Origin of the sequence: Rhizobium leguminosarum (genome assembly GCF_010668065.1) — a bacterium.
GTDB lineage: Bacteria > Pseudomonadota > Alphaproteobacteria > Rhizobiales > Rhizobiaceae > Rhizobium > Rhizobium leguminosarum_S.
Genome location: NZ_WUEN01000002.1, coordinates 350,541 through 376,365 on the forward strand (window position 1 = coordinate 350,541; position 25,825 = coordinate 376,365).

The window sequence follows — 25,825 nt, forward strand, 5'->3', positions numbered from 1 at the left end:
GCACTTTCAGGCAAAGCGAAACCCGCCCCCGCGCGGTTGACACGCAAGGGCGGGTTTCAGCAGAAATCACAATCAGACGTCGGCGGCAACCCGCATGGAGACGATCGAGTCCGGATCGGAAACCGGCTCGCCGCGCTTGATCTTGTCGATGTTGTCCATGCCTTCGATGACCTGGCCCCAGACGGAATACTGCTTGTTCAGCCAAGGCGCGTCGGTGAAGCAGATGAAGAATTGCGAATTGGCCGAGTTCGGGTTCTGCGAACGAGCCATCGAGCAGGTGCCGCGCGTATGCGTGGTCGCAGAGAATTCGGCCTTCAGATCCGGCTTCGAGGAGCCGCCCATGCCGGCGCGGCTGGGATTGAAGGTTTCCGAGCCCTTCTTGCCGAATTCGACGTCGCCCGTCTGGGCCATGAAATCCTGGATGACGCGGTGGAAAACGACGCCGTCATAGGCCTTCTCGCGAGCGAGTTCCTTGATGCGGGCGACATGCTCCGGGGCGACCTGCGGCAGAAGCTGGATAACAACCTTGCCCTTGGTGGTTTCCAGAATGACGGTGTTTTCGGGATCCTTGATCTCGGCCATTTGCCTTCTCCTCTTGTTTCTCTCGTAACTTACTTCTTGCCCAGGGTGACCTTGATCATCCGGTCGGGACTTTTGACTTCGCCGTTCTGGCCTTCACCCTTCTTGATCTTGTCGACGTTCTCCATGCCGGAAACGACCTTGCCAACGACGGTATACTGGCCGTTCAGGAAGGAACCGTCGGCGAACATGATGAAGAACTGCGAATTGGCGGAATTCGGATCCTGCGAGCGGGCCATGCCGACCGTGCCGCGCACGAACGGAGTCTTGGAGAATTCAGCCGGGATGTCAGACATATCCGAGGAGCCGGTGCCGGCAAGGCTCGCGTCGAAGCCCTTTTCCATGTTGCCGTATTTGACGTCGCCGGTCTGAGCCATGAAGCCATCGATGACGCGATGGAAGGCGACGTTGTCGTATTCGCCCTTCTTGGCCAGCGCCTCGATCTGGGCGACATGCTTCGGCGCCACCTCAGGCATGAGCTGGATGACAACAGGGCCATCCTTCAGCTGGATGGTGAGATAATGATCCGCCGACTGGGCGAAGGCATCCCCCGCGAAGGAGGCGAGATACAACACGCCGGCAAATGCGAGATAAAAGAGTTTCATATGAGCTCCATTGCGGCGGGTTCCGCCTAGTCTTTGCGCCTGCTAGTTTGGGCGCTTGGATGTGAGGGCTTGCAAGACGGCGGCCGGCACGAAAGCGCTGACATCGCCGCCCATGGCGGCGATCTGGCGGACCAATGTGGCGGTAATGGGCCGCGAGGCCGCGCCCGCCGGCAAAAAGATGGCCTGGATATCGGGCGCCATCGTCCGGTTCATGCCGGCCATCTGCATTTCGTAATCGAGATCGGTGCCGTCGCGAAGACCGCGGATCAACAGCGTGGCGCCATGAGTGCGGGCGGCATCGACGACCAGATTGTCGAAGGCGACGACGGTGATGTCGCCGGTCTTGCCAGGCAGCGCTTCAGCCAGAGAACGGCGGATCAGCTCAGCCCTCTCTTCGAAGGAAAAGAGCGGCGCCTTGCCGGGATGGATGCCGATCGCGACGATCACCTTTTCGGCGACGTTGAGCGCCTGGACCAGAACATCCACATGCCCATTGGTGATCGGGTCGAAGGACCCCGGATAGAAAGCTGTCGTCATGTGGCCCGACCGTTGGTTTGACGCCTTTTGTCACGGATGACGCCTTCTCGCAAGTGATTTGCCCACCTCCGGCTAGAGCCTTTCCGGGTTAGATTGAAGCATTCTGTTGGCTCAAACGGAGTCGGATGGTCGACCGGCCGGCGCGCGTCGTAGCCCAGTTCTACGGCCAAGCCGGCCGGTCGATCAGCCGGCCCGTTTCAGCCAACCCGAAGGGCCGGGCATCTTTGCGCCAGGGCAGTGGCGATCGGCTCGGACGTACCAAGGGGTATGCCCGTCGCCAATCGCCACTGCCCTGACGAAAACCTGCTCCGGCAGAATGCTTCAATCTAACCCGGAAAGGCTCTACGCGCCGCGCGTCTTTTCAGGCGCGTAAAGGACGTTCTGCGCCGGGCGGTTAAACGGCGGATGAATGGCCCGTTCAAGACCGTTTCAGACAGGATCTGCTTAACTCCGATCATCAAAGCAGCCGATGCCATTCCGGCATCCGGCGCTCCCCGAAAGACCAAGTCCATGCTGATCGTGCTCGTTGCACTTGCCGTCGTTTTCTCCCTCGTTGCCGAGATGGCCTATGGCTATTTCGCCGATCGATACGAGATGAGCTGGGTGCGGCCGGAGCTTGCCGAGCATGCGGCGATCGTGCGCGCCCAGGGCCGGCTGCGCGAAAAAACGAGCTTCGAATCTGAATGCCAGATGAACGAGACATTCAAGGTCGCTTCAGATCGGCATTGGTAAACACCCGATCAACATCCGGCGGAACCATTTACAGACGGATGCGTTCATTCAACCGATACATAGAGCGGCGCGGAAGGAATAAAAATGCCCGGTAAGATTACGATGATTAACGTGCTCTGGATGGTAATGGTCACGGGCATGCTGACCGCAACTGTCGCTCTCTATGATCAGAAGGTCGATACGTCCAAGGTTTATGGTCCCTATGCTTCGGCCCGGACGGCCGTGCTGGGCCAGTACTGAGGGGCGAGAACGCAACTCCCAGGAAAGGAATGCCCATGTTCACGATCTTGACAGTGCTCACCGCCCTAATCAGCGTCATGTTCATCGTGTCTGTGGCCTCAACGATTTCAGCGCTTCGGCGCGAAGGTGAAGAGGTGAAGGCTCTGAACGAAAAACATAGAGCGTTCTGACGTTCCTTTCTCTCCTCTTCCCACCCTTGAGCGGCACCCTTCCGTCGCCAGGGCCATTCAAAGCCGGATGCACCCAGCGTCCGGCTTTTTCTTTGTGCAGTCCTCACCCATCATCCGGTTTGAAAAGAAAAGGGCGGCTCGAAGCCGCCCCGTTCATTTGATCATTCCTCGGCAGGCCCGGCCGGATCGCCATCGGCAATCGGCGCCTCGTCACCGCCACCTTCTCCGGCAGCACCTTCGTCGGCAGCGGGGGCGCCTTCGGCCACCTCGACAGCCTCTTCCGTCTCATCCTCCTCCGGCTCGCTGATGCGCTCGACCGAGACGACCTTCTCGTCCTTGGCCGTCGAGAAGATGGTGACGCCCTTGGTGGCGCGGCTGGCGATGCGGATACCGCCGACCGGCACGCGGATCAGCTGACCGCCATCGGAGACCAGCATGATCTGGTCGCCGTCATCGATCGGGAAAGCCGCGACCAGCTCGCCGATCTCGGCTGTTTTCGAGGTGTCGGTGGCGCGGATGCCCTTGCCGCCGCGGCCGGAGATGCGGAAGTCGTAGGAGGACGAACGCTTGCCGAAGCCCTTCTCGGAGACGGTGAGGACGAACTGCTCGAGCTGCTTCAGCTCTTCGTAACGCTCGTCGCTCAGCTGTCCCCCTTCGGTGACTTCTTCGCCGACCAGCGCGATTTCCTCGGCCTCGCCCGTTGTCAGGCGACGGTCGTTGGCGGCGCGCTTCAGATAGGCGGCGCGCTCCCACGGCTCGGCGTTGACATGGCGCACAATGGTCATCGAGATGATGCGGTCGCCGCCGGCAAGCGTGATGCCGCGCACGCCGATCGAGTTACGGCCGGCAAAGACCCGGACGTCGTCGACGGAGAAGCGGATGCACTGGCCAAGCGCCGTCGTCAAAAGCACGTCGTCATCTTCCGTGCAGGTCTCGACGGAAAGGATTTCGTCGCCCTCCTCCTCGAGCTTCATGGCGATCTTGCCGTTGCGGTTGACCTGGACGAAGTCCGACAGCTTGTTGCGGCGAACCGTGCCGCGCGTCGTCGAGAACATGACGTCGAGATTGTCCCAGCTCGCCTCGTCCTCGGGCAAGGGCAGGATGGTGGTGATGCGCTCGCCCGGTGCGAGCGGCAGCATGTTGATCAGTGCCTTGCCGCGTGAGGTCGGCGTGCCGATCGGCAGGCGCCAGACCTTCTCCTTGTAGACGATGCCGCGTGAGGAGAAGAACAGCACCGGCGTATGGGTATTGACGACGAATAGCCGACTAACGAAATCCTCGTCGCGGGTGGTCATGCCGGAGCGACCCTTGCCGCCGCGGCGCTGGGCGCGGTAGGTAGTCAGCGGCACACGCTTGATATAACCGAGATGCGAGACAGTGACGACCATGTCTTCGCGGGCGATCAGATCCTCGTCATCCATTTCGAGACCGCCATCGATGATCTCTGTGCGGCGCGGCGTGCCGAACTCGTCGCGGACGGCGAGAAGTTCGTCCTTGACGATGGTCTGGATGCGGACGCGCGAGGAGAGAATATCGAGATAATCTTTGATTTCCTCGCCGATCTTGTTGAGTTCGTCGCCGATTTCGTCGCGGCCAAGCGCCGTCAGGCGGGCAAGGCGCAGTTCGAGGATGGCGCGGGCCTGCTCTTCGGAGAGATTGTAGGTGAGGTCGTCATTGATGCGATGGCGCGGATCGTCGATCAGACGGATCAGGCTTTCGACATCTTCCGCCGGCCAGCGGCGGGTCATCAGTTCTTCGCGGGCGGACTGTGGATCGGGCGCCTGGCGGATGACGCGGATGACCTCATCGATATTGGCGACGGCAATGGCGAGACCGACCAACACATGGGCACGGTCACGCGCCTTGCGCAGCAGGAATTTCGTTCTCCGGCTAACGACTTCCTCGCGGAACGAGACGAAAGCGCGCAGCATGTCGAGCAGCGTCAGCTGTTCGGGCTTGCCGCCGTTCAGCGCCACCATGTTGCAGCCGAAGGAGGTCTGCAGCGGCGTATAGCGATAAAGCTGGTTGAGGATGACCTCGGCGTTGGCATCGCGCTTCAGCTCGACGACGACGCGATAACCCTGGCGGTCGGATTCGTCGCGCAGGTCGGAGATGCCTTCAATGCGCTTGTCGCGCACCAGCTCGGCCATCTTCTCGATCATCGTCGCCTTGTTCACCTGATAAGGAATCTCGGTGATGATGATCTGCTCGCGGTCACCGCGCATCGGCTCGATGGCGGCGACGCCGCGCATGATGACGGAGCCGCGGCCGGTTTCATAAGCCGAGCGAATGCCGGCACGGCCGAGGATCTTCGCTCCCGTCGGGAAGTCGGGACCGGGAATGATCTGGATCAGTTCCGGCAGCTCGATGGCCGGATCGTCGATCAGCGCGATACAGCCGTCAATGACTTCGGAGAGATTGTGCGGCGGAATGTTGGTCGCCATGCCGACGGCGATGCCGCCGGCGCCGTTGACGAGCAAGTTCGGGAACTTGGCGGGCACCACGACCGGCTCGGAGAGCGTGCCGTCGTAGTTGTCGCGGAAATCGACGGTTTCCTTGTCGAGATCGTCGAGCAGCGAGTGGGCAGCCTTTTCGAGGCGGCATTCGGTATAACGTTCGGCCGCCGGCGGATCACCATCGACCGAGCCGAAATTGCCCTGACCATCGATCAGCGGCAGACGCAGCGACCAGGGCTGCGCCATGCGGGCGAGCGCATCATAGATCGCGGAATTGCCGTGCGGATGGAATTTACCCATCACGTCACCGGTAACGCGGGCGCATTTGACGTATTTCTTGTTCCAGTCGATGCCGAGCTCGGACATGCCATAGAGGATGCGCCGGTGCACGGGCTTTAGGCCGTCGCGCACGTCGGGCAGCGCGCGGCTGACGATGACGCTCATGGCGTAATCGAGATACGACCGCTGCATTTCCTCCATGATGGAGATGGGCTCGATGCCTGGCGGGAGCTTCCCGCCGCCGGGGGGTGTTTGCTCAGTCAAAACAGATCACGATCTCTTCTAGAATCACTTGAAGATTTATAGCGGAAAGCCTGTTGCCGCGCCAATTTCACAGCGCGTTTTGAACAGGCTTTTGCGGCTTAAAGAGGGTAAAACATGCAAGTTGCGCGGCCGGACCGGACAAATCCGCCGCGGCCCGCCGCGGGATATTTGCCAAATCGAAATCCCCGCTTCACAATCATAAAAACCACGCACCCATATGGGGTTCCGGAGAGCCGATGGCAAGCGCCGACCAATTGATCAACGCCTTCACGACGCTGCTCGTCACCATCGATCCACCGGGGCTTGCGCCGATCTTTCTGGGGCTGACGACAGGCATGAGCCGAACCGAGCGCAAGCAGGTGGCGCTGCGCGGCTCGGTCATCGCCTTCATCATCCTTGCCGTCTTCGCGCTGTTTGGCGCGGGCGTGCTCGGCGTGCTCGGGATTTCGATCGGCGCCTTCCGCATCGCCGGCGGGCTGCTGCTGTTCTGGATCGCCTTCGAGATGGTGTTCGAGAGGCGGCAGGAGCGCAAGGAGAAGGCGACCGAGGCGGCGATCACCAAGGATCATATCGAGAATATCGCCGTCTTCCCTCTCGCCTTGCCGCTGATTGCCGGCCCGGGTGCGATCTCGGCGACGATACTGCTTGCCGGCACGCTGGCCACCTCGATCGGGAAGGCGCAACTGATCGGCGTCATTGCCGCCAACCTGCTGCTGACCTTCGTCATGCTGCTCATCGCCGAAAGACTGGACCGTTTCCTCGGCGTCACCGGCCGGGCGATCCTGACGCGGCTCCTCGGCGTCATCCTCGCCGCCCTTGCCGCACAATTCGTCGTCGACGGGGCGAAGTCGGCGTTCAATCTGATCAGCGCGACACCGCACTGAAACCTTGATCGCCTTCCAATCTACACTGCGAGAAGTGCGAACGCGTCATCCGGCGTTTCAGGAACCTGCTTCATAGTCAAAGCGCGCACGATAGCTCTCGTCAACTCGCGAAAAATATCTATCGACGAGCCGATGTCCGAATGTGCCATGCGCTCAAAGGAGAGAATTCCAAAACTGGGTAGTGCACCCTCGCCAATATCCTCTATCCCCTTGAAAAGGCCCGGCATGTATTCCGCGACAAATCCGGTAAGCACTTTGTCGTAACTTGGAGCAAGTGATAGGGACCAACTCTCTCCCTCGGTACGCTCAATTGGGACATTCACCTGCAGACCTTGCGTTTTAATGGACTGATCCAGGGTGACTGACAGCAGACCATATACAGTCATGCCTCCAACCGGCCGAGCTATTTCCGCAGCCACGCTTTTCCGATGAGGTATGCCTTCTGCGCTGACGAAAACTTTGCTCTCCCACAGATGGCATCGAGTTGGTTCCATGGATGGCGGTGCCTCGTCCAACCAAAGTCGGAAGCGCGTACCGGAGGCTTTCTCAAAGTTGTGGCAACTCATTCAGAAATTCCCCTGCGGGTGCGAGATCAACGAAAAAGAGCATGACGCCATCCAAGGCATCATGCTCTCTCAAGTCTTTCATTAAGCCAGAAAGGGCGGCCGATCAGAACGGGATATCGTCGTCGAGATCCCGCGAGAAGTTGCCGCCGCCGCCACCGCCGCGGCTCGGCGGTGAAGACGCAGCCGGCGCACCGTAGTCGTCGCCATAATCGTTGCCGCCAGCGCCGCCGCCGCGGCCGGAGCTCGCGCCGCCGCCTTCGCCGCGACCGTCCAGCATCGTCAGCGTCGAACCGAAGCCCTGCAGCACCACTTCCGTGCTGTAGCGATCCTGGCCCTGTTGGTCCTGCCACTTGCGGGTCTGCAGCTGGCCTTCGATATAGAGCTTGGCGCCCTTCTTCACATATTGCTCGACGACCTTGCAGAGGCCTTCGTTGAAGACGACGACAGTGTGCCATTCGGTCTTCTCACGGCGCTCGCCGGAATTGCGGTCGCGCCAGGTCTCCGAGGTCGCGATACGAAGATTGGCGATCGGCCGGCCATCCTGAGTGCGGCGGATTTCGGGGTCTGCACCGACGTTTCCAATCAGAATTACCTTATTCACACTACCAGCCATGCTTCTCACCCTGCCTGCCGCCCTGCCCGGCGGCGTTTAATCGATCGGCGCACCTTAAACCATCACGGACCGCCGATGCGCATGGGCGGCATTTAATCCACATCTTTATCCATCAGAAAGCCGCATGCATTCATCAGGAATTTTGTTCTTTATTTGTTCTAGTTTATCCGTATGATCCTGTCAACAGAATCGAAAACCTTGACCGTAGTGGACATTCAGCCTCGACTCGCCCGTTGGCATCACTAAATAAGGGCTGTCATCCAGAAAACCAAAGCAGAGACGATGAGCGAACTGAAGACGATCTCCATCCGCGGCGCGCGCGAGCATAATCTCAAGAGCATCGATCTCGATCTGCCGCGTAACAAGCTGATCGTCATGACCGGGCTTTCGGGATCCGGCAAATCCTCGCTCGCCTTCGACACGATCTATGCCGAGGGCCAGCGGCGCTATGTCGAGAGCCTGTCGGCCTATGCCCGCCAGTTCCTCGAGATGATGCAGAAGCCCGACGTCGACCAGATCGACGGGCTGTCGCCGGCAATCTCGATCGAGCAGAAGACCACCTCGCGCAATCCGCGCTCGACGGTCGGCACCGTCACCGAGATCTACGACTATATGCGCCTGCTCTTTGCCCGCGTCGGCGTTCCCTATTCGCCGGCGACCGGCCTGCCGATCGAGAGCCAGACCGTCAGCCAGATGGTCGACCGCATCCTCGATTTCGGCGAGGGCACCCGTCTTTATATTCTTGCGCCGCTCGTGCGCGGGCGCAAGGGCGAATACAAGAAGGAACTGGCGGAGCTGATGAAGAAGGGCTTCCAGCGCGTCAAGGTCGATGGTCAGTTCTACGAGATCGCCGAGGCGCCGGTGCTCGACAAGAAATACAAGCACGACATCGACGTGGTGGTCGACCGCATCGTCGTGCGCTCGGATGTCTCGGCGCGCCTGGCCGACAGCCTGGAGACCTGCCTGAAGCTCGCCGACGGGCTGGCGGTCGCCGAATTCGCCGACAAGCCGCTGCCGCCGGAAGAGACGTCGGCCGGTGGCTCGGCCAACAAATCGCTGAACGAGACGCATCAACGCGTGCTGTTTTCGGAGAAGTTCGCCTGCCCGGTCTCCGGCTTCACCATTCCCGAGATCGAACCCAGGCTCTTCTCCTTCAACAATCCCTTCGGCGCCTGCCCGACCTGCGATGGCCTCGGCGCCCAGCAGAAGATCGATCCGGATCTGATCGTGCCCGAGCCCGAGCGGACGCTGCGCGACGGGGCGATCGCGCCCTGGGCCAAGTCGACCTCGCCCTATTACAATCAGACGCTGGAAGCGCTCGGCAAACATTACGGCTTCAAGCTCGGCACCCGCTGGAACGATCTTTCCGACGAGGCCAAGGACGTCATCCTCAACGGCACCAACGACAAGATCGAATTCCACTATGCCGATGGCGCCCGCTCTTATACGACGCAGAAGAATTTCGAAGGCATCATCACCAATCTCGAGCGCCGCTGGAAGGAGACCGATTCCGCCTGGGCGCGCGAGGATATCGAGCGCTTCATGTCGGCCGCCCCCTGCCCTTCCTGCAACGGCTTCCGCCTGAAGCCGGAGGCCTTGGCGGTGAAGATCGACACGCTGCATATCGGCGAAGTGACCGGTATGTCGATCCGCATCGCCCGCGACTGGTTCGAGACGCTGCCGGCAAGCTTCAATGCCAAGCAGAACGAGATCGCCGTGCGCATCCTCAAGGAAATTCGCGACCGGCTGCGCTTCCTCAACGATGTCGGCCTGGAATATCTCAGCCTGTCGCGCAATTCCGGCACGCTGTCGGGCGGCGAAAGCCAGCGCATCCGGCTCGCCTCGCAGATCGGTTCGGGGCTGACGGGCGTGCTTTACGTGCTCGACGAACCGTCGATCGGCTTGCATCAGCGCGACAATGCCCGGCTGCTCGAAACGCTGAAGCACCTGCGCGACATCGGCAACACCGTCATTGTCGTCGAACATGACGAGGATGCGATCCTGTCGGCCGACGACGTGGTCGATATCGGCCCGGCCGCCGGCATTCACGGCGGCCAGGTCATCGCCCACGGCACGCCGCAGGATATCATGGATAATCCGAAGTCGCTGACCGGCAAATATCTCTCCGGCGAACTCGGCGTTCCCGTTCCCGACGAGCGCCGCAAGCCGAAGAAGGGCCGTGAGATCAAGGTGGTCGGCGCGCGCGGCAACAATCTGAAGAACGTCACGGCGTCGATCCCGCTCGGCGTTTTCACGGCGGTGACCGGCGTTTCGGGCGGCGGCAAATCCACCTTCCTGATCGAGACGCTTTATAAATCGGCGGCACGCCGCGTCATGGGCGCGCGTGAAAACCCGGCCGATCACGACCGCATCGACGGCTTCGAGCATATCGACAAGGTGATCGACATCGATCAATCGCCGATCGGCCGCACGCCGCGCTCGAACCCGGCGACCTATACCGGCGCCTTCACGCCGATCCGCGACTGGTTTGCCGGCCTGCCGGAGGCAAAGGCTCGCGGCTACCAGCCGGGCCGCTTCTCCTTCAACGTCAAGGGCGGACGCTGCGAGGCCTGCCAGGGCGACGGCGTCATCAAGATCGAGATGCACTTCCTGCCCGATGTCTACGTCACCTGCGACGTCTGCCACGGCAAGCGCTACAATCGCGAGACACTCAACGTCACCTTCAAACAGAGGTCGATCGCCGACGTGCTCGACATGACCGTGGAGGAAGGCGTCGATTTCTTCGCGGCGGTGCCTGCGGTGCGCGACAAGCTGCAAGCGCTGAAGGATGTCGGTCTCGGTTATATCAAGGTTGGCCAGCAGGCCAATACGCTCTCGGGCGGCGAGGCGCAGCGCGTCAAGCTTGCCAAGGAGCTGTCGAAACGCTCGACGGGACGCACGCTCTACATTCTCGACGAACCGACGACCGGCCTGCATTTCCACGATGTCGCCAAGCTGCTCGAAATGCTGCACGAACTGGTCAACCAGGGCAACTCGGTGGTGGTGATCGAGCACAATCTCGAAGTCATCAAGACGGCCGACTGGGTGCTCGATTTTGGCCCCGAAGGCGGCGACGGCGGCGGCGAGATCGTCGCGACCGGCACGCCCGAAGCGATCGTCAAGGAAAAGCGGTCCTATACCGGACAGTTCCTGAAGGAATTGCTGGAACGGCGGCCGGCGAAGAAGGCGGTTGCGGCGGAATGACGATGAGGCCAGCGTCGCCCGATGATCTGGAAACGATCGCGACGCTGACGTCAGCCGCTTATCGGCCCTATAGCGAACTCTTCGGCGCTCCGCCGATGCCGGTGACGGAGGATTACACGCCGCGGATCGAACGCGGCGAGGTCTGGCTGCGCGAGATCGGCGGGCAAACGGCTGGCCTGGTGGTCGTCGAGCAGCATTCCGATCACCTCATGCTGTTCAGCATCGCGGTCTCGCCGGCGTTTCAGGGTGCCGGGCATGGACTGGCGATGCTGCGCTGGCTGGAGGGCAAGGCACGGGAATGGGCCGTGCCGGAGATCCGGCTCTACACGAATGCGCGGATGGAGCGGAATATCGCGCTCTACAGCGCCTTCGGGTTTCAGGAAACGGGTCGCCGGCCGAACCCTTATCGGCCAGGATGGACGCTCGTCGACATGACGAAAGAGATCAATGCGGCCTGAGCGGCTGCAAATGGGGAGGACGACATGACGAAATCCGGCACTATCCGCACCGGCATCGGCGGCTGGACCTTCGAGCCCTGGCGCGGGCATTTCTTTCCCGAGAGCCTGAAACAGAAGGACGAGCTGAATTATGCCAGCCGCCAGCTGAAGGTCATCGAGGTCAACGGTACCTATTACAGCACGCAGAAGCCTGCGGTTTTTGCCAAATGGGCGGCTGACGTGCCCGACGGCTTCATCTTCTCGCTGAAGGCGACACGTTTCGTCACCAATCGGCGGGTGCTTGCCGAAGCCGGTGAATCGATGGAGCGGTTCCTGTCATCGGGGATCAGCGAACTCGGCGATCATCTCGGGCCGCTGCTGTGGCAGTTCGCACCGACGAAGAGGTTCGATTCGAACGATTTCGAGGCCTTCCTGAAGCTGCTGCCGGCAAAACAGGATGGGCTGGCGCTCCGCCACGTGGTCGAGGTGCGGCACGATTCCTTCAAGGTGCCGGAGTTCGTGGCGCTGCTTTCGAAATACGGCGTGGCTCCTGTTTGCGCTGAACATTTCGAATATCCGATGATCGCCGACGTGACGGCCGATTTCGTCTATGCGCGGCTGCAGAAGGGCTCGGACGATATTCCGACCTGCTACCCGGAAAAGGACCTGAAGGCCTGGGCAGGCCGGCTGGAGACTTGGGCCGAGGGCAAGGTTCCTGATGATCTGCCGCTGATCGATGGAGATCGCAAGGTGAAGACCGAGCCACGCGACGTCTTCGCCTTCATGATCCATGAGGGCAAGGTCAATGCGCCGCACGGGGCGATCGCCCTGCAGCAGGCGCTGGCGAAATAGGCCTGGCTGGATAGTCACAAAAGGATCGTAACATTGTGGGTATCACATCGTCAGTCACGCATTCCATGAGGGCATCATGATCGTGGTAACCCGGGAGCCCGCATGAGCGTTGCCGCATCCTATCTCTATCGCAACGGACGGCGGGTCGAGGCCGTACCTTTCGAGGCGGCCTCCATTCCGGCGATGGACAACGAATTCATCTGGATCGGGCTGCACAAGCCTACCAGGGACGAGCTCCTGTTGCTGCAAGGCCGTTTTGGCCTTCACGAACTCTCGATCGCCGATGCGCTCAGCTCTCTGCAGATGCCGAAGCTCAGCGTTTACGACGACCAGCTGTTCGTCATCGCAAAGACGGCACAGCTCGAAGGGGACCATATCACCTATGGGGAAACCGCAATTTTCGTCGGCAAGCGCTATATCATCACCGTCCGCAATGGGTCGGAGCGCGGGCACGGGGAGCTGCGCGGCCGGCTGGAGACATCGCCGCAGACGCTCTGCCATGGCACCGACTACATTCTGCATGCCATTCTCGATTTCATTATCGACGGCTATCTTCCCATCGTGCGCACGATCGAGGATTCCGTTCTCGAGATGGAACGAAAAATGCTCGATGCGTTTCTCGACCGCAACCAGATCGCCCGCATTTTCAAGTTGCGCCGGGAAGTCATTCTGTTTCAGCGGGTGCTGGATGCGATGCTGGACCTTTGCGGCAAGCTCTACCATCTCGACCTGCCGTCGCTTGACAGGGAAGCGAAGCCCTATTTTCGCGATGCGCTTCAGCACATGCACCGTGTCGAGACGATGGTTGCAAGCTTGCGCGATGTGATCACATCGGTTTTCGAAGCGAGCAATCTGATTGAACAGCAAAGACAGGGCACCATCACACGGCAGCTGGCGGCCTGGGCTGCCATTCTCGCCGTTCCGACGGCGATCGCCGGCATTTACGGCATGAATTTCGACAATATGCCCGAGCTGAAAACCAGCTACGGTTATTTTGTCGTTTTGGCAGTCATCGCTGTCATGTGCATCGCACTTTTCATCCGTTTCAAGCGCGCCCGCTGGATATGACGCCTTGCTCGCCGACGGACTCTGGCTTCATTTCTTCCCGTCCGCCAGCGCTTCTTTCCGGCGGCGCGGCAGGAGCGATTTGAGGTAGCGCCATAACGGCGAGACGGCGTAGCCTGCGACCGGAATTGCGATCAAGCCGGCGACGATACCGACGATGCCCGCTCCTGCGGCCTCGACGATCCAGCGCAGCACCGATGCCAGAACGGGAATGGCATGCGCGGTCGCCTCGCCGGCATCATGGATCAGATGCGCAGGGCTGCTGACGCCATAGGCTTCGAGGCCGTGAACGATGATGCCGCCGCCGACCCAGATCATGGCGGCCGTTCCGACAATGCCGAGCACTTTCAGAAAATAAGGCATGCCGGTGACAAGCCCCTTCCCGATCGCACGCAAGAAGGCGCCCATCGCCGATGCCGTCCGCACACGCGCCAGCATCAGACCGAGATCATCGGCCTTCACGATAAGCGCCACGCCGCCATAGACCAAGACCGTGATGCCCAGTCCAACGACGGCAAGGATGAGGGCCTGCGTGAACATGCTGCCTGACGGCACCGCGGCGAGCGTAATCGCCATGATTTCTGCCGACAGGATGAAATCCGTCTTGATGGCACCGGCGACCTTTTCGTCTTCTACCGATTTGGCATCGAGGCTTGTCGTCTCGAGTGCCGATTCATGGGCGTGAGCTGCATGCGGCAGCACCAGTGCGTAGACTTTTTCCACACCCTCATAGCAGAGATAAAGTCCGCCGATCATCAGCAGCGGCGTGATCGCCTGCGGTGCGACAAGGCTCAGGATCAGTGCTGCGGGAAGCAGGATCAGAAGCTTGTTCTTCAGCGAGCCGAGCGCGATCTTGCCGATGATCGGCAATTCGCGCGCTGCAGAAAATCCGGTGACGTAGCGGGGTGTGACAGCCGCATCGTCAATGACGACGCCGGCCGCTTTCGCGCCTGCCTTGGCAGCCTGGCCGGCGATATCGTCGAGCGACGCCGCAGCCACCTTGGCCAATGCCGCGATATCATCAAGAAGGGCGATCAGGCCAACACTCATTCGAGCCTCCGTCGGGAAGACCGACTTACGCAGTGAAAAACGGAACCCCGTCAACGAGACGTGGCATCCTCCGCCGGGAAGATGCCACGCAAGGGTCACGACGACAATGGCCGTTATTCAGCCGGCATCGGGCTCAACCCGCCCTCGTCCAGCGGAGGACGTGCCTGCCGTTCCCGTTTCTGCGAAACCCGCGACAGAACGCTCTGCCGGTTCACGGATTTGCGCTCCTCGTCGATGCGGCGGATCAGGATCTCCGCGCGCTCGACCGAGCCGAGAAGCGCCAGGATCGTGCCGCGTTCGGCCGCGCCGGCATTCGGGCCAAGTGCCAGTGTCTGTTCCCGCAGTTCGGTGACATTCGGAAGGCTGACATGACCGGCCGGCATGGAGGGACGAACCACGCCATAGTCGGGCATGATATCCTGCAAAGAGGCATCGAGCTTGCTCAGTGCCAGATTGACGATCGCCAAAGCGGGCTCGCTGAATTTTTCACGCTTCACGCGCCGGGCGACCTGATGCATCGATTCCGTCAACGCAGCGGTGAAATCCGCCTCCTCGATCAGGCTGGCGACCAGATCGAGTTGCTCGTAAGGCAGATCCTCCTTCATCAGCGATGCGGTATAATCGCGAATGTCACGGCTGAGGATATCGGTGGCGAGATAGTGTTCGCCCGGATCTGATGGAGCCGACTTGGCGGACCGGGCAATATCCAGGAACATCGCGCCGGCCTGCAGATGACGCGCGGTCTCCTGCTGGACGGCCGGAACGGCGCGCGCGAAGTCGCTTGTGAGCCTGCGGTCGAGGAATTTCGGCGTCGAATAATCTTCAACATCCTCGGCGTCGATGCGGCCGATGCGCGACAAGACACGTTCGAAGACGCTGACGAAGGGAAACAGCAGCGCCGTATTGAAGACGTTGAAGAAGGTCGAATAGAGACCGACAGCGACCGGAACCAGCGGAAATGTCTCCTTGCCCTCGACCACGACCGGAACGCCTGGATCGCCGCCGAACCACTGCATCGCCCATGCCAGAACGTCGATCGAGACGAAGAACAAGGGCACCGTGATGCAGACGCCGATAATGTTGAAGGACATATGGGCATAGGCAGCGCGTTTGGCGTTCTTCGACAGATTGAGCGAAGCAATCCAGGAGGTGATCGTGGTTCCGAGATCCGCACCCAGCGAGAAGGCAACCGCCGTCGTCCAGTCAAGGACACCGGCCGCGCCGAGCCCCATGACAATACCGATCGTCGCCGACGAGGAGTGGATCATCGCGGTGACGCCGGCAGCGATCAGCACGCACTTGATCAGGTTATAATAGGAGTCGGCGGTCAGCGTCGACAGAACGTCCATGACCTCCGGTATGTTGCGCAGCGGCCGAAGGCCGCCGGTCATCAGATTGAGACCGTAGAAAATCAGCGCGAAGCCCATGCAGGCAAGCGCAACATTGCGGATCCGCTCGCTCTTGGCAAAGCAGTAGACCAGCGAAAAAACACCCGCAAAGATCAGGCCAAGAGGACCGAGCGGCAAGGCGATCAGGCCGTTTCCGAGCGTCGTTCCGATGTTGGCGCCCATGATGACGCTGATCGCCGGACGCAAGCCGACAACGCCGGCATTGACGAGGCCGACGACCATGACCGTCATTGCCGTCGATGACTGGATGACACCGGTGATGAGCGTTCCCGCGATGACGCCCTTGATCGGCGTGCCTGCGGCTCTCGCGAGAAATGCGCGCATCTTGTTGACGGAGAGTGCCTGGATGCCGTTCGACATGAACTCCAGACCGAGCATGAATATCCCCAGCCCGCCGATAACAGGCACAAGAATATCCTTGAAAATGTCGATGTTCATTACGCCTTACCCCCTTGGCGCCAAAACGGCGCGCTTCAACGACGCCCCCGCGTCTCACATGCCCGATTTCATACGGTCGGGGATGCCCCGACCGCGTATCATGCGCGTCCGAACGAATTACTGGCTCGCGGATGCATCCTGTTTCAGCCAGTATTTGACGATCTGACTGACGAGCTGCGGCGGCAAAGGCACATAGCCCAGCGCCTCGGCGTCCTTACTGCCTGTCTCGAACGCCAGACGGAAAAAATCATGCACGCGGCGATAGCGATTGGGCGCCTGTCCCGTCATTGGAACGACGGCAAATGTCGCCCCGCTGATCGGATAGGCCGCCTCTCCCGGTTGATCCGTGAGCGACACCGAAAAATCCTTCGCTTCATCCCATGAGGCGGTGCTGGCCGCAGCACGCACACCATCCGGTCCCGGTTTTACAAACCGGCCGGATTTGTTCTGAACAGCGGCATAGGGCAAGTTTGCACGCTCGACCTGGCCAAAATCGGCATAGGCGATCGCCCCCTTGGTTGCCTGCACCGCGCGAATGAGATCCCCGGTTCCCTCGACACTCGTCCCCACAGGCCAGGCGATCAGCGTATCCGCTCCATGTGCCGCCTTCCATTCCGGGCTTGCCGAGGACAGGAATTCGGTGAACATGAAGGTGGTGCCTGATCCGTCCTTGCGGGTAACCGGGCTGATTTTCTGATCGGGAAGGCTGATCTCCGGGTTGATCGCCTTGATGGCAGGGTCAGCCCACGACTGGATCTTGCCGAGATAGATATTCGCAAGCAGCGGGCCAGTCAGGTTGATACGGCCCTTGTCGATACCGTCAAGGTTGACGGCAATCGCCACGCTGCCGAGCACGATCGGAAATTGCTGGCGGCCATGCTTCAAAAGCTCGTCGTGAGAGACAGGCACATCGGTCGCAGCGAAATCCAGCTCCGGCTGATCAAGGCGCATCAGGCCTGCCAGCGAACCGACGAGTTCGTAGTCTACCGTCCAGTCGGGCGAGCTGAAGTCGCCGTCATCCATCCGTGCATTCTCGTAGATTTCCGCCCACTTCGCGATGATGGGTGCCGCGAATGTGGAGCCGGCGCCGCGAATGGGCTCGGCCACGGCTGCAGGAGCGATGAAGAGTGAACCGACAACTGCCGCAAGTCCGGCAAAGCGGGCGGCGGCGGTCGTCACTCTGTGGACTTGCCGAAAAAAACGTTCCATCGGCGCTTCCCCTCGCAACCGTTTACTGCGCACTTCGATCAGAATTCAAACCAGATCAGCTCAGGGACCCACTGTGCGAACCCGTGTTCCAGCCGACAGAAATTCCTGACACGACTAAGTATTTCCATTCATTAACATTTTAATGACAGTTTAGTTTTTCGGGTTGCTGATTCTTGGCGCAGGACATTCTTTGGCTGATCGATGTCGCTCTAAAAATTCAAAATAAAACCGTCACTCAACTGACACATCGGCCGCATTTACAATGGTAAAACAACGCAGCCCGCTCCACGGCCAGACCGACGGTGCGGATTGCTTCTGCGTTCGAGGTGCAAGAGGATGCGGCGGCGCTAAAGCGGCAATACCTCGGCTGCAAGCTCCTCCGCCGTCAGCCCCTTGCCAGCGCGTTGGCCGGCCTCGCCGTGCAGCCAGACGCCGGCAGCCGCGGCCTCGAAGGCCGGCAGGCCCTGGGCGAGCAAGCCGCCGATGATGCCGGCAAGCACGTCGCCGGAACCGGCGGTGGCAAGCCAGACGGGAGCGTTGGTATTGATGAGCGCACGTCCATCAGGCGCGGCGATGACGGTATCGGCGCCTTTGTAGATAATCGCGGCATTGGCGCGGCGGGCGGCGGCCAAGGCCTTGTCCACCTTGCCGAGCGCGTCGTCGCCACCAATATCGGGAAAGAGCCGCGCGAATTCGCCGTCGTGCGGCGTCAGCACCAGACGCGGCTCACCCCGGAAAAGATCAAACAGCTGTTGCGGATCGTCCTTGAACGAGGAGATGCCGTCGGCATCGAGCACCAGATGACGATCGGCGAGGGCCGAAACGAAGCCGCGCGCCCTGGCGCCAATGCCGAAACCGGGGCCGAGGACGAAGGTCTGCAGCCGGGTGTCGGAGAGCCAGTCGCCGAGGTCGGCCTCGTCGTCGATGGCATGCAGCATGACGGCGGTCAGATGCGCGGCATTGGCGGCCATTGCCGCACGGGAGGCGGCGATCGTCACCAGGCCGGCGCCGGCCTTCAGGCCCGAGATCGCCGACATGCGCGCCGCACCGGTCTTGTCGGCCTCACCTGAGAAGACGACCAGATGACCGCGCTTGTATTTATGGGTTTCCAACTGCTCGGCCGGCAGCGCACTCTTCCAGGCATCCGGCGTGTTCTCGGCGATGGCGCCGCCTGCCTCAGCTCTGACGATGCGGGCCGGGATACCGATGTCGAAGACCTGCAATTCACCACAAAGCTCCCTGCCCGGCATCAGCAGATGGCCGGGCTTGCGGGTCATGAAGGTGATGGTGTTGCAGGCTCGGAAGGCGGCACCCAGCACCTTGCCGGTGCGACCATCGAGGCCGGAGGGCAGATCGATGGCAAGCACGGGAATACCGGCTTCGGTGACGCGCTCGATCAGCGCGCGCAGATCGGCCGACACCGCGCGGCCAAGCCCCGCCCCAAACAGGCCATCGATGACGACGTCGCCGGTTTCGGGCCGATAGAGGTCGAGGTTTTGCCCCTGGAGCACGCAACCGGCTCGGGCGCGGGCGGCATCACCCTTCAGCCTCAGGGGATCGCCGAGGTGGAAGAGCGCCACCCTCGCCCCGCTTTCCTGCAGATGACGGGCTGCCACATAGGCGTCGCCGCCATTGTTGCCGGGTCCGCAGAGTATGACGAAACGCAACGCTCCGGAATGAAGGCGCAGAGCAGCCGCCGCGACCGCGGCACCTGCCCTCTCCATCAGACCGAAGGAGTCGATGCCGGATGCAGCAGCGGCTGCATCGACGGCGGCCATTTCGGCAGGCGTGAGAAGAAGGTCGAACAGATGTTTGATCATCACCCTATTCAATCAAAAAACGCCTAAAAAACAACCGGCTGAAACAGCAAAGAGAAGGACGCTATTTAGGCATTTGCCGATATTTTCATCTCTGCGTGACGTGTATTCGCAGTTGCGAAAATACAGGGCTTTTTCCATTTCGGATGTGATTTTGATCGGAGACAATGTTTTTCCACCTGTTCCACCACCAAAACCACATAGAATTCCCCGCAAACGCGCCTGTTTTGGCAGAATCGACGTCTTTTTTCGACAAGATGGATTTCAAACTGGCACGATATCTGCATCATATCCGGCGAGCGGGAAAATTCCTGCCATAACAAGAGAAGCGGAGAGACATTTTCTCATGAAAAAGATCGAAGCGATCATTAAGCCTTTCAAGCTGGATGAAGTGAAGGAAGCCCTTCAGGAAGTCGGCCTGCAGGGTATCACGGTCACGGAAGCCAAGGGTTTCGGCCGTCAGAAGGGCCACACGGAACTCTACCGCGGAGCCGAATACGTCGTCGATTTCCTGCCGAAGGTCAAAGTCGAGGTCGTATTGGCCGACGAGAACGCGGAGGCCGTTATCGATGCGATTCGTAAGGCGGCGCAGACCGGCCGCATCGGCGACGGGAAGATCTTCGTCTCCAACGTCGAAGAGGTTATCCGCATCCGTACCGGCGAGACCGGCATCGATGCCATCTGACCACTTTGCCAATCGCGCAAAGTCCGTTACCGTCACCGCCGACCTACACCGTCATCGCAAATCGGAGGAAACTCATTAATGGCGACCGCAAGCGAAATTCTGAAGCAGATCAAGGAGAACGACGTAAAGTTCGTCGATCTGCGTTTCACCGACCCGAAGGGCAAGCTGCAGCATGTGACGATGGACGTTGTCTGCGTCGACGAAGACATGTTCGCTGACGGCGTGATGTTCGACGGCTCCTCGATCGGCGGCTGGAAGGCCATCAATGAGTCCGACATGGTGCTGATGCCCGATACCGAAACGGTGCATATGGACCCGTTCTTCGCTCAGTCGACCATGGTTATCGTCTGCGACATCCTCGATCCGGTCTCCGGCGAGGCCTATAACCGCGATCCGCGCGGCACCGCCAAGAAGGCCGAAGCCTACCTCAAGGCATCCGGCATCGGCGATACGATCTTCGTCGGCCCGGAAGCCGAATTCTTCGTCTTCGACGACGTCAAGTACAAGGCCGATCCCTACAATACCGGCTTTAAGCTCGATTCGACCGAACTGCCGTCGAACGACGATACCGATTACGAGACCGGCAACCTCGGCCATCGCCCGCGCGTCAAGGGCGGCTATTTCCCGGTTCCCCCCGTCGACAGCGCCCAGGACATGCGTTCGGAAATGCTGACGGTGCTCTCCGAAATGGGCGTCGTCGTCGAAAAGCATCACCATGAAGTCGCTGCCGCCCAGCACGAACTCGGAATCAAGTTCGATACGCTGGTGCGCAACGCCGACAAGATGCAGATCTACAAATATGTCGTGCACCAGGTGGCCAACGCTTACGGCAAGACGGCGACCTTCATGCCGAAGCCGATCTTCGGCGACAACGGTTCGGGCATGCATGTGCACCAGTCGATCTGGAAGGGCGGCAAGCCGACCTTTGCCGGCGACGAATATGCCGGCCTTTCCGAGAGCTGCCTGTTCTATATCGGCGGAATCATCAAGCATGCCAAGGCGATCAACGCCTTCACCAACCCGTCGACGAACTCCTACAAGCGGCTCGTCCCGGGTTACGAAGCCCCTGTGCTGCTGGCCTATTCGGCCCGCAACCGCTCGGCTTCCTGCCGCATTCCGTTCGGCTCCAACCCGAAGGCCAAGCGCGTCGAAGTCCGCTTCCCGGATCCGACCGCCAATCCTTATCTCGCCTTTGCCGCCATGCTGATGGCCGGCCTCGACGGCATCAAGAACAAGATCCATCCCGGTAAGGCCATGGACAAGGATCTCTACGACCTGCCGCCGAAGGAATTGAAGAAGATCCCGACCGTCTGCGGCTCGTTGCGCGAAGCGCTCGAAAGCCTCGACAAGGACCGCAAGTTCCTGACGGCCGGCGGCGTCTTCGACGACGACCAGATCGATGCCTTCATCGAGCTGAAGATGGCTGAGGTGATGCGTTTTGAAATGACGCCGCATCCGGTCGAATACGACATGTACTATTCGGCCTGATCGGGCCTGAACACAGAAAGTCCCGGCTCGCCGGGGCTTTCACCTCCCAGGTCATGGACGCCACTACAGCGCCGTACGTCTTTCAGACGCGCAAAGGACGCTGTAGAACTTGGGGTGCTGCATAATTTGGTCCTTAAATCGATTCCGATTTAAGGAATTATGCAGAAGGAGGATATGACGTTCATGTGACGAACTCGCGCAAAAATCTTGATTTGCGCGACACCAATCACCAAATTTGGTGATGAAAGGAAGTCGTACCATGAAAGAAAGAGTAGCAAAGTTCAGTATCGGCGAAGTGGTTCGGCACAAGGTTTTTCCGTTTCGCGGCGTCATCTTCGACGTTGATCCGGAGTTCGCGAATACGGAGGAATGGTGGAATTCCATTCCCGCCGAGGTGCGCCCGAGCAGGGACCAGCCCTTCTATCACCTGCTCGCCGAGAATGACGAAAGCGAATATGTCGCTTATGTCTCCGAGCAAAACCTGATGAACGACGAAAGCGGCACGCCGCTTCGCAACCCACAGATCTACCAGATTTTCGATCAGGCCCCGTCAGGGCAGTTCAAACCCAAGATGAGCTTCGCCCACTAACTCACTCTTGCCGATCGTTGAATCAAGGCCTCGCTTCTCCCGGCGAGGCCTTTTCTTTGCGCAACAAAAAACCCGGCGCGAAGCCGGGTTTCTGTTTCAAAGAAAGTGGCAGGATTACTGCGCCTTGGCTGCCTTCTGGGCGTCTTCCAGCTTCTTGCGGGCTTCTTCGGCCTTCTTCTGCATGCTGTCCTGCAGGCTGCGCTGGCTTTCAGCGAGCTTGGATTCGGAAACCGGTTCGCCGTCATAAGCACCGGTGAAGCCTTCAAGCGAAATCTTGATCGGGTTCGGGGCGCGGCGGAAGTTGATCGAAGTGAAGATCACGTCGCTGCCCTTCTTGAGGCTGGCGATCATCGCGTCGGTCAGCGGAATTTCGGCGGTGCACTTGTCCGGCAGGCAGACGGCGTAGTCGAGCTTCTGGCCCTTGCCGCCGTCGATCTGCATGATGACGCCGGGAGGAACCAGGCGTGCCGTGGGAACCGAGACTTGCAGGAGCTTGCGGTTGATCTTGCCGGAAACCGAGATCAGGCCGACGGCCGTGACAAGCTGGCCGCCATTGGCGAGGATCAGGTTCTGGACAACACAGATGTCGTTGTCTTCCTGCTTGCTGCAGGTCTTGTACCAGCCGAGCTTCGGCGCCCCTGCGGCCTGTGCCGGGGCATCGGCCGGAGCCTGTGCCGCCGCATCCTGTGCGAAGGCGGAGACCGGAGCCGAAGCGCCGAACACCACTGCCAGAACGGACAGCGCTGCCCGCATTTTCTTTTCAGACTTGAACATCATAACGAATTCCGTCTCCTGATATCCGTTCGGAGCAGCGGTTTGCCGCCCCAACCATCGGGTCGTTCGGCACTCCACCTCTTAAAAAAATAAGGCAAATGCATGACCCCGAAACTTCGGGTTCACCTGTTACATCGCAGCGTTCAAGATATCCAGCATTACTTTGGCAATTTGAGGTGCATTTCGTCGCGATGCCAAAGAAATCGCCGCTCCGTGTTGGAATCGGTCGACCCCATGATAATCTCCGCGGTGAATCATGCCCCGTTTTCACGGATCAAGGATTGCCGAATGCTCCGGATTGTCGTCCCTCTCGTCCTCTCGCTGCTGTGCGGCACTGTCGCTGCCGAGCCGCTGCACGGCATCGCGATGCACGGCGAGCCGGCTTTGCCGCCGGACTACAAACACTTCCCTTACGTCAATCCCGACGTGAAAAAGGGCGGCAAGATCACCTATGGCGTGGTCGGCACCTTCGACAACCTCAACCCGTTCATCCTGAAGAGCATGCGCACGACGGCGCGCGGCATGTGGGATCCGGATTATGGCAATCTCGTCTACGAATCGCTGATGCAGCGCTCCAGGGATGAACCGTTCACACTCTACGGCCTGCTGGCCGAAACGGTCGAATGGGACGACAACAGGAGCTTCATCCAGTTCAACCTCAATCCGAAGGCGAAATGGGCGGATGGCCAGCCGGTGACGCCCGAGGATGTGATGTTCACCTTCGAGTTGATGCGCGACAAGGGCCGCGTGCCCTTCGCCAACCGCCTCAACGTCGTCGCCAAGATGGAGAAGGTCGGCGAGCGCAGCGTGCGCTTCACCTTCAACGACAAGGCCGACCGCGAGACGCCGCTGATCTTCGGCCTGTTCCCGGTGCTGCCGAAACATGCGATCGATCCGGCAACCTTCGACCGTTCCTCGCTGACGCCCCCGGTCGGCTCCGGTCCCTACAAGGTGAAAACGGTGAAGCCCGGTGAGAGCATCACCTATGAGCGCGATCCGAATTACTGGGGCAAGGACATTCCCGCCAAGGTCGGCACCGACAATTACGACCAGATCACTGTCCAGTATTTCCTGCAGGACACGACGCTGTTCGAGGCCTTCAAGAAGGGCGATGTCGACATCTACCCTGACGGCAATCCCGGTCATTGGGCCAATGCCTATAATTTCCCCGCCGTCACTTCGGGGGCTGTGCTCAAGGACGTGTTCACACCGAAACTGCCGAGCGGCATGCTCGGATTCGTGTTCAACACGCGCCGGCCGATCTTTGCCGATCCCAAGGTGCGCGAAGGCTTGTCGCTGGTGTTCGACTTCGAATGGGCGAACAAGAACCTTTATTCGGGCGCCTATAAACGCACGCAGAGCTTCTGGCAGAATTCCGAGCTGTCGAGTTTCGGCGTTCCCGCCAACGCAGCCGAGCTTGCCCTGCTCGGGCCGATCAAGGACAAGATCGCGCCGGAGATTCTCGACGGCACCTACAAGCTGCCGATCACCGACGGTTCCGGCCGCGACCGCAATGTGCTGAAACAGGCCGTCGAGCAGTTGAAACAGGGCGGCTATACGATCCAGGGCGGCAAGATGCTCAATGCCTCCGGCCGCCAGCTCGCCTTCGAGATCATGACGCAGAATGCCGACCAGGAGAAGCTCGCCGTCGCCTATCAGCGTTCGCTGCAGACGATCGGCATCGCCGTTTCGATCCGCACGGTCGACGATTCGCAATACCAGAGCCGGACGAACAGCTTCGACTACGACATGATCATGAAGTCCTACACGTCCTCGCTATCGCCTGGAAACGAACAGCTCGGCCGCTGGTCTTCGGCCGCGAAAACCCGCGAGGGCAGCGACAGTTTCGCGGGCGCTGCCGACCCCGATCTCGATACGTTGATCGATCATCTGCTCCGGGCGCGCTCGGCAGAGGATTTCACCGCGGCCGTGCGCTCCTACGACCGGCTGCTGCTGTCCAGCCATTACGTGCTGCCGCTCTATCATATGGGCCAGCAATGGGTGGCGCGCAGCAAGCGCATCGGCCATCCCGACGCGGTGCCGCTCTATGGCTATCAGCTGCCGCTATGGTGGGATACGAGCGCCCAATAAGAAGCAGCCGAACCGCCCCGGCTTGAATGTCTCCCTTGGAGACGCATGAGAACAAGGAAAATCATCATGGAGCGTATCACCATCGACGTCGTCTCGGATGTCGTCTGCCCCTGGTGCTATCTCGGCAAGGCGCGGCTGGAACTCGCCATCGCCGAGGTGCAGGACCAAATCGGCGTCGACATCAACTGGCGGCCGTACCAGCTCAATCCCGACTATCCCAAGGAAGGCGTCGACCAGAAGAAGGCGCTGGCGGAAAAGCTCGGCGGCGAGGAGCGTGTGGCCCAGGCGCACAAGATGCTCACCGATTACGGCCGCGAGGTCGGCGTCTCCTTCAATTTCGAGGCGATCAAGATCGGCCCGAACACGCTCGACGCACATCGGTTGGTCCACTGGGCGATGATCGAAGGCCGCGAGAAGCAGGACAAGGTCGTTGCCGCGCTGTTCAAGGCGAATTTCGAGGAAGGCCACAATGTCGGCGACCATGCGGTGCTGCTCGATATCGCCGAAAAATCAGGCCTAGACCGCTCGGTCATCGCCTCGCTGCTTGCCTCCGATGCCGACCGCGATCTGATCGTCGCCGAAATCAAGGCGGCCCAGGAGATGGGCGTCAACGGCGTGCCCTTCTTCATCTTCGACCAGCAATATGCCGTCAGCGGCGCGCAGACGCCCGACGTTCTCGCCAATGCGTTGCGCGATATCGCCAAGGCGAAAGCCGAGGCGCGGTCGGGCCTCAATTAGGACATCGGGTGGATTTTGTGAGTCCAAATGGTGCAGTAAACTCTTAGCAAAGGT

General features: G+C 60.3%; 24 protein-coding genes. 13 read left to right on the forward strand and 11 right to left on the reverse strand.

Going from position 1 to position 25,825, the window contains the following annotated elements; genetic code table 11:
- Positions 1–72 precede the first annotated feature (72 nt).
- Genes GR198_RS06205 through coaD form a run of 3 tightly spaced genes read right to left on the reverse strand, consistent with a single transcriptional unit; the run spans position 73 to position 1,721 of the window.
- On the reverse strand, positions 73–582 hold the full coding sequence (locus GR198_RS06205; protein ID WP_029875181.1) for a peptidylprolyl isomerase: 510 nt from the start codon (positions 580–582) through the stop codon (positions 73–75).
- A 29-nt stretch (positions 583–611) separates the two neighbouring features.
- Positions 612–1,184, reverse strand: a complete 573-nt coding sequence (locus tag GR198_RS06210) for a peptidylprolyl isomerase (RefSeq protein WP_017988327.1) — start codon at positions 1,182–1,184, stop codon at positions 612–614.
- Between the two features lie 42 nt (positions 1,185–1,226).
- On the reverse strand, positions 1,227–1,721 hold the full coding sequence (coaD, locus tag GR198_RS06215) for a pantetheine-phosphate adenylyltransferase (RefSeq protein WP_164067949.1): 495 nt from the start codon (positions 1,719–1,721) through the stop codon (positions 1,227–1,229).
- A gap of 405 nt (positions 1,722–2,126) precedes the next feature.
- Between coaD and GR198_RS06230 the strand changes: the two genes are divergently transcribed.
- The 3 genes from GR198_RS06230 to GR198_RS36085 all read left to right on the forward strand — a co-directional run bounded on the left by GR198_RS06230 (position 2,127) and on the right by GR198_RS36085 (position 2,863).
- Positions 2,127–2,453 carry a hypothetical protein gene (locus GR198_RS06230; protein ID WP_164067951.1) on the forward strand — a complete coding sequence of 109 codons (327 nt, stop codon included), beginning with the start codon at positions 2,127–2,129 and terminating at the stop codon, positions 2,451–2,453.
- An 84-nt stretch (positions 2,454–2,537) separates the two neighbouring features.
- The gene (locus GR198_RS35300) at positions 2,538–2,693 is read left to right on the forward strand and encodes a hypothetical protein (protein WP_003539654.1); all 156 of its coding nucleotides are present in this window, start codon (positions 2,538–2,540) and stop codon (positions 2,691–2,693) included.
- Between the two features lie 35 nt (positions 2,694–2,728).
- Positions 2,729–2,863, forward strand: a complete 135-nt coding sequence (locus GR198_RS36085) for a hypothetical protein (RefSeq protein ID WP_018445350.1) — start codon at positions 2,729–2,731, stop codon at positions 2,861–2,863.
- 161 nt (positions 2,864–3,024) lie between these two features.
- Here GR198_RS36085 and gyrA read toward each other — a convergent pair whose 3' ends face one another.
- Positions 3,025–5,862, reverse strand: a complete 2,838-nt coding sequence (gene gyrA / locus GR198_RS06235; RefSeq protein WP_164067953.1) for a DNA gyrase subunit A — start codon at positions 5,860–5,862, stop codon at positions 3,025–3,027.
- Between the two features lie 236 nt (positions 5,863–6,098).
- On the opposite strand from gyrA, the gene GR198_RS06240 reads away from it, so the two are divergent.
- Positions 6,099–6,746 carry a MarC family protein gene (locus GR198_RS06240; RefSeq protein WP_012757442.1) on the forward strand — a complete coding sequence of 216 codons (648 nt, stop codon included), beginning with the start codon at positions 6,099–6,101 and terminating at the stop codon, positions 6,744–6,746.
- A gap of 20 nt (positions 6,747–6,766) precedes the next feature.
- On the opposite strand, the gene GR198_RS06245 is transcribed toward GR198_RS06240, so the two are convergent.
- Together GR198_RS06245 and GR198_RS06250 are read right to left on the reverse strand one after the other, a co-directional pair.
- Positions 6,767–7,312: a hypothetical protein gene (locus GR198_RS06245; protein ID WP_164045703.1), complete on the reverse strand. Its 546-nt coding sequence runs from the start codon at positions 7,310–7,312 to the stop codon at positions 6,767–6,769.
- Positions 7,313–7,415: 103 nt separating this feature from the next.
- Entirely contained in the window at positions 7,416–7,925 is a 510-nt protein-coding gene (locus GR198_RS06250; RefSeq protein WP_029875186.1) for a single-stranded DNA-binding protein, read from the reverse strand.
- 282 nt (positions 7,926–8,207) lie between these two features.
- Here GR198_RS06250 and uvrA point away from each other — a divergent pair, with 282 nt between their 5' ends.
- The 4 genes from uvrA to GR198_RS06270 all read left to right on the forward strand — a co-directional run bounded on the left by uvrA (position 8,208) and on the right by GR198_RS06270 (position 13,486).
- Positions 8,208–11,129, forward strand: coding sequence for an excinuclease ABC subunit UvrA (gene uvrA / locus GR198_RS06255; protein ID WP_164067955.1), 2,922 nt, complete (start codon positions 8,208–8,210; stop codon positions 11,127–11,129).
- A complete protein-coding gene (locus GR198_RS06260; protein ID WP_029875188.1) occupies positions 11,126–11,587 on the forward strand; it encodes a GNAT family N-acetyltransferase in 462 nt (153 codons plus the stop codon). Before uvrA ends, GR198_RS06260 begins: the two co-directional genes overlap by 4 nt.
- Before the next feature lie 24 nt (positions 11,588–11,611).
- Complete coding sequence (locus GR198_RS06265; protein WP_029875189.1) at positions 11,612–12,418, forward strand: DUF72 domain-containing protein; 807 nt, start codon at positions 11,612–11,614, stop codon at positions 12,416–12,418.
- Between the two features lie 102 nt (positions 12,419–12,520).
- Positions 12,521–13,486 carry a magnesium and cobalt transport protein CorA gene (locus GR198_RS06270; RefSeq protein ID WP_029875190.1) on the forward strand — a complete coding sequence of 322 codons (966 nt, stop codon included), beginning with the start codon at positions 12,521–12,523 and terminating at the stop codon, positions 13,484–13,486.
- Positions 13,487–13,513: 27 nt separating this feature from the next.
- Here GR198_RS06270 and GR198_RS06275 read toward each other — a convergent pair whose 3' ends face one another.
- From GR198_RS06275 to GR198_RS06290, 4 genes are all read right to left on the reverse strand, one after another.
- Positions 13,514–14,533: a DUF808 domain-containing protein gene (locus GR198_RS06275; RefSeq protein ID WP_164067957.1), complete on the reverse strand. Its 1,020-nt coding sequence runs from the start codon at positions 14,531–14,533 to the stop codon at positions 13,514–13,516.
- 113 nt (positions 14,534–14,646) lie between these two features.
- Positions 14,647–16,380, reverse strand: a complete 1,734-nt coding sequence (locus tag GR198_RS06280) for a Na/Pi cotransporter family protein (RefSeq protein WP_029875192.1) — start codon at positions 16,378–16,380, stop codon at positions 14,647–14,649.
- Positions 16,381–16,497: 117 nt separating this feature from the next.
- Entirely contained in the window at positions 16,498–17,589 is a 1,092-nt protein-coding gene (gene pstS / locus GR198_RS06285) for a phosphate ABC transporter substrate-binding protein PstS (RefSeq protein WP_029875193.1), read from the reverse strand.
- Positions 17,590–17,936: 347 nt separating this feature from the next.
- Positions 17,937–19,409 carry an NAD(P)H-hydrate dehydratase gene (locus tag GR198_RS06290; protein WP_164067959.1) on the reverse strand — a complete coding sequence of 491 codons (1,473 nt, stop codon included), beginning with the start codon at positions 19,407–19,409 and terminating at the stop codon, positions 17,937–17,939.
- A 343-nt stretch (positions 19,410–19,752) separates the two neighbouring features.
- Between GR198_RS06290 and GR198_RS06295 the strand changes: the two genes are divergently transcribed.
- The 3 genes from GR198_RS06295 to hspQ all read left to right on the forward strand — a co-directional run bounded on the left by GR198_RS06295 (position 19,753) and on the right by hspQ (position 22,168).
- Positions 19,753–20,091, forward strand: coding sequence for a P-II family nitrogen regulator (locus GR198_RS06295; protein WP_003539626.1), 339 nt, complete (start codon positions 19,753–19,755; stop codon positions 20,089–20,091).
- Positions 20,092–20,169: 78 nt separating this feature from the next.
- On the forward strand, positions 20,170–21,579 hold the full coding sequence (glnA, locus tag GR198_RS06300; RefSeq protein WP_029875195.1) for a type I glutamate--ammonia ligase: 1,410 nt from the start codon (positions 20,170–20,172) through the stop codon (positions 21,577–21,579).
- Positions 21,580–21,838: 259 nt separating this feature from the next.
- A complete protein-coding gene (gene hspQ / locus GR198_RS06305) occupies positions 21,839–22,168 on the forward strand; it encodes a heat shock protein HspQ (protein WP_003539613.1) in 330 nt (109 codons plus the stop codon).
- Positions 22,169–22,282: 114 nt separating this feature from the next.
- On the opposite strand, the gene GR198_RS06310 is transcribed toward hspQ, so the two are convergent.
- Entirely contained in the window at positions 22,283–22,945 is a 663-nt protein-coding gene (locus GR198_RS06310; protein WP_029875196.1) for an invasion associated locus B family protein, read from the reverse strand.
- Between the two features lie 285 nt (positions 22,946–23,230).
- On the opposite strand from GR198_RS06310, the gene GR198_RS06315 reads away from it, so the two are divergent.
- Positions 23,231–25,033 carry an extracellular solute-binding protein gene (locus tag GR198_RS06315; RefSeq protein WP_029875197.1) on the forward strand — a complete coding sequence of 601 codons (1,803 nt, stop codon included), beginning with the start codon at positions 23,231–23,233 and terminating at the stop codon, positions 25,031–25,033.
- A gap of 66 nt (positions 25,034–25,099) precedes the next feature.
- Positions 25,100–25,771 (forward strand): DsbA family oxidoreductase, encoded by a 672-nt coding sequence (locus tag GR198_RS06320; RefSeq protein WP_029875198.1) that lies wholly within the window; start codon positions 25,100–25,102, stop codon positions 25,769–25,771.
- Positions 25,772–25,825: the final 54 nt, after the last annotated feature.

Coding starts and splice junctions, on each gene's coding strand:
- GR198_RS06205 (WP_029875181.1), bottom strand. CDS start 582: ATGGCCGAGATCAAGGATCCCGAAAACACCGTCATTCTGGAAACCACC.
- GR198_RS06210 (WP_017988327.1), bottom strand. CDS start 1,184: ATGAAACTCTTTTATCTCGCATTTGCCGGCGTGTTGTATCTCGCCTCC.
- coaD (WP_164067949.1), bottom strand. CDS start 1,721: ATGACGACAGCTTTCTATCCGGGGTCCTTCGACCCGATCACCAATGGG.
- GR198_RS06230 (WP_164067951.1), top strand. CDS start 2,127: ATGAATGGCCCGTTCAAGACCGTTTCAGACAGGATCTGCTTAACTCCG.
- GR198_RS35300 (WP_003539654.1), top strand. CDS start 2,538: ATGCCCGGTAAGATTACGATGATTAACGTGCTCTGGATGGTAATGGTC.
- GR198_RS36085 (WP_018445350.1), top strand. CDS start 2,729: ATGTTCACGATCTTGACAGTGCTCACCGCCCTAATCAGCGTCATGTTC.
- GR198_RS06240 (WP_012757442.1), top strand. CDS start 6,099: ATGGCAAGCGCCGACCAATTGATCAACGCCTTCACGACGCTGCTCGTC.
- GR198_RS06245 (WP_164045703.1), bottom strand. CDS start 7,312: ATGAGTTGCCACAACTTTGAGAAAGCCTCCGGTACGCGCTTCCGACTT.
- GR198_RS06250 (WP_029875186.1), bottom strand. CDS start 7,925: ATGGCTGGTAGTGTGAATAAGGTAATTCTGATTGGAAACGTCGGTGCA.
- uvrA (WP_164067955.1), top strand. CDS start 8,208: ATGAGCGAACTGAAGACGATCTCCATCCGCGGCGCGCGCGAGCATAAT.
- GR198_RS06260 (WP_029875188.1), top strand. CDS start 11,126: ATGACGATGAGGCCAGCGTCGCCCGATGATCTGGAAACGATCGCGACG.
- GR198_RS06265 (WP_029875189.1), top strand. CDS start 11,612: ATGACGAAATCCGGCACTATCCGCACCGGCATCGGCGGCTGGACCTTC.
- GR198_RS06270 (WP_029875190.1), top strand. CDS start 12,521: ATGAGCGTTGCCGCATCCTATCTCTATCGCAACGGACGGCGGGTCGAG.
- GR198_RS06275 (WP_164067957.1), bottom strand. CDS start 14,533: ATGAGTGTTGGCCTGATCGCCCTTCTTGATGATATCGCGGCATTGGCC.
- GR198_RS06280 (WP_029875192.1), bottom strand. CDS start 16,380: ATGAACATCGACATTTTCAAGGATATTCTTGTGCCTGTTATCGGCGGG.
- pstS (WP_029875193.1), bottom strand. CDS start 17,589: ATGGAACGTTTTTTTCGGCAAGTCCACAGAGTGACGACCGCCGCCGCC.
- GR198_RS06290 (WP_164067959.1), bottom strand. CDS start 19,409: ATGATCAAACATCTGTTCGACCTTCTTCTCACGCCTGCCGAAATGGCC.
- GR198_RS06295 (WP_003539626.1), top strand. CDS start 19,753: ATGAAAAAGATCGAAGCGATCATTAAGCCTTTCAAGCTGGATGAAGTG.
- glnA (WP_029875195.1), top strand. CDS start 20,170: ATGGCGACCGCAAGCGAAATTCTGAAGCAGATCAAGGAGAACGACGTA.
- hspQ (WP_003539613.1), top strand. CDS start 21,839: ATGAAAGAAAGAGTAGCAAAGTTCAGTATCGGCGAAGTGGTTCGGCAC.
- GR198_RS06310 (WP_029875196.1), bottom strand. CDS start 22,945: ATGATGTTCAAGTCTGAAAAGAAAATGCGGGCAGCGCTGTCCGTTCTG.
- GR198_RS06315 (WP_029875197.1), top strand. CDS start 23,231: ATGCTCCGGATTGTCGTCCCTCTCGTCCTCTCGCTGCTGTGCGGCACT.
- GR198_RS06320 (WP_029875198.1), top strand. CDS start 25,100: ATGGAGCGTATCACCATCGACGTCGTCTCGGATGTCGTCTGCCCCTGG.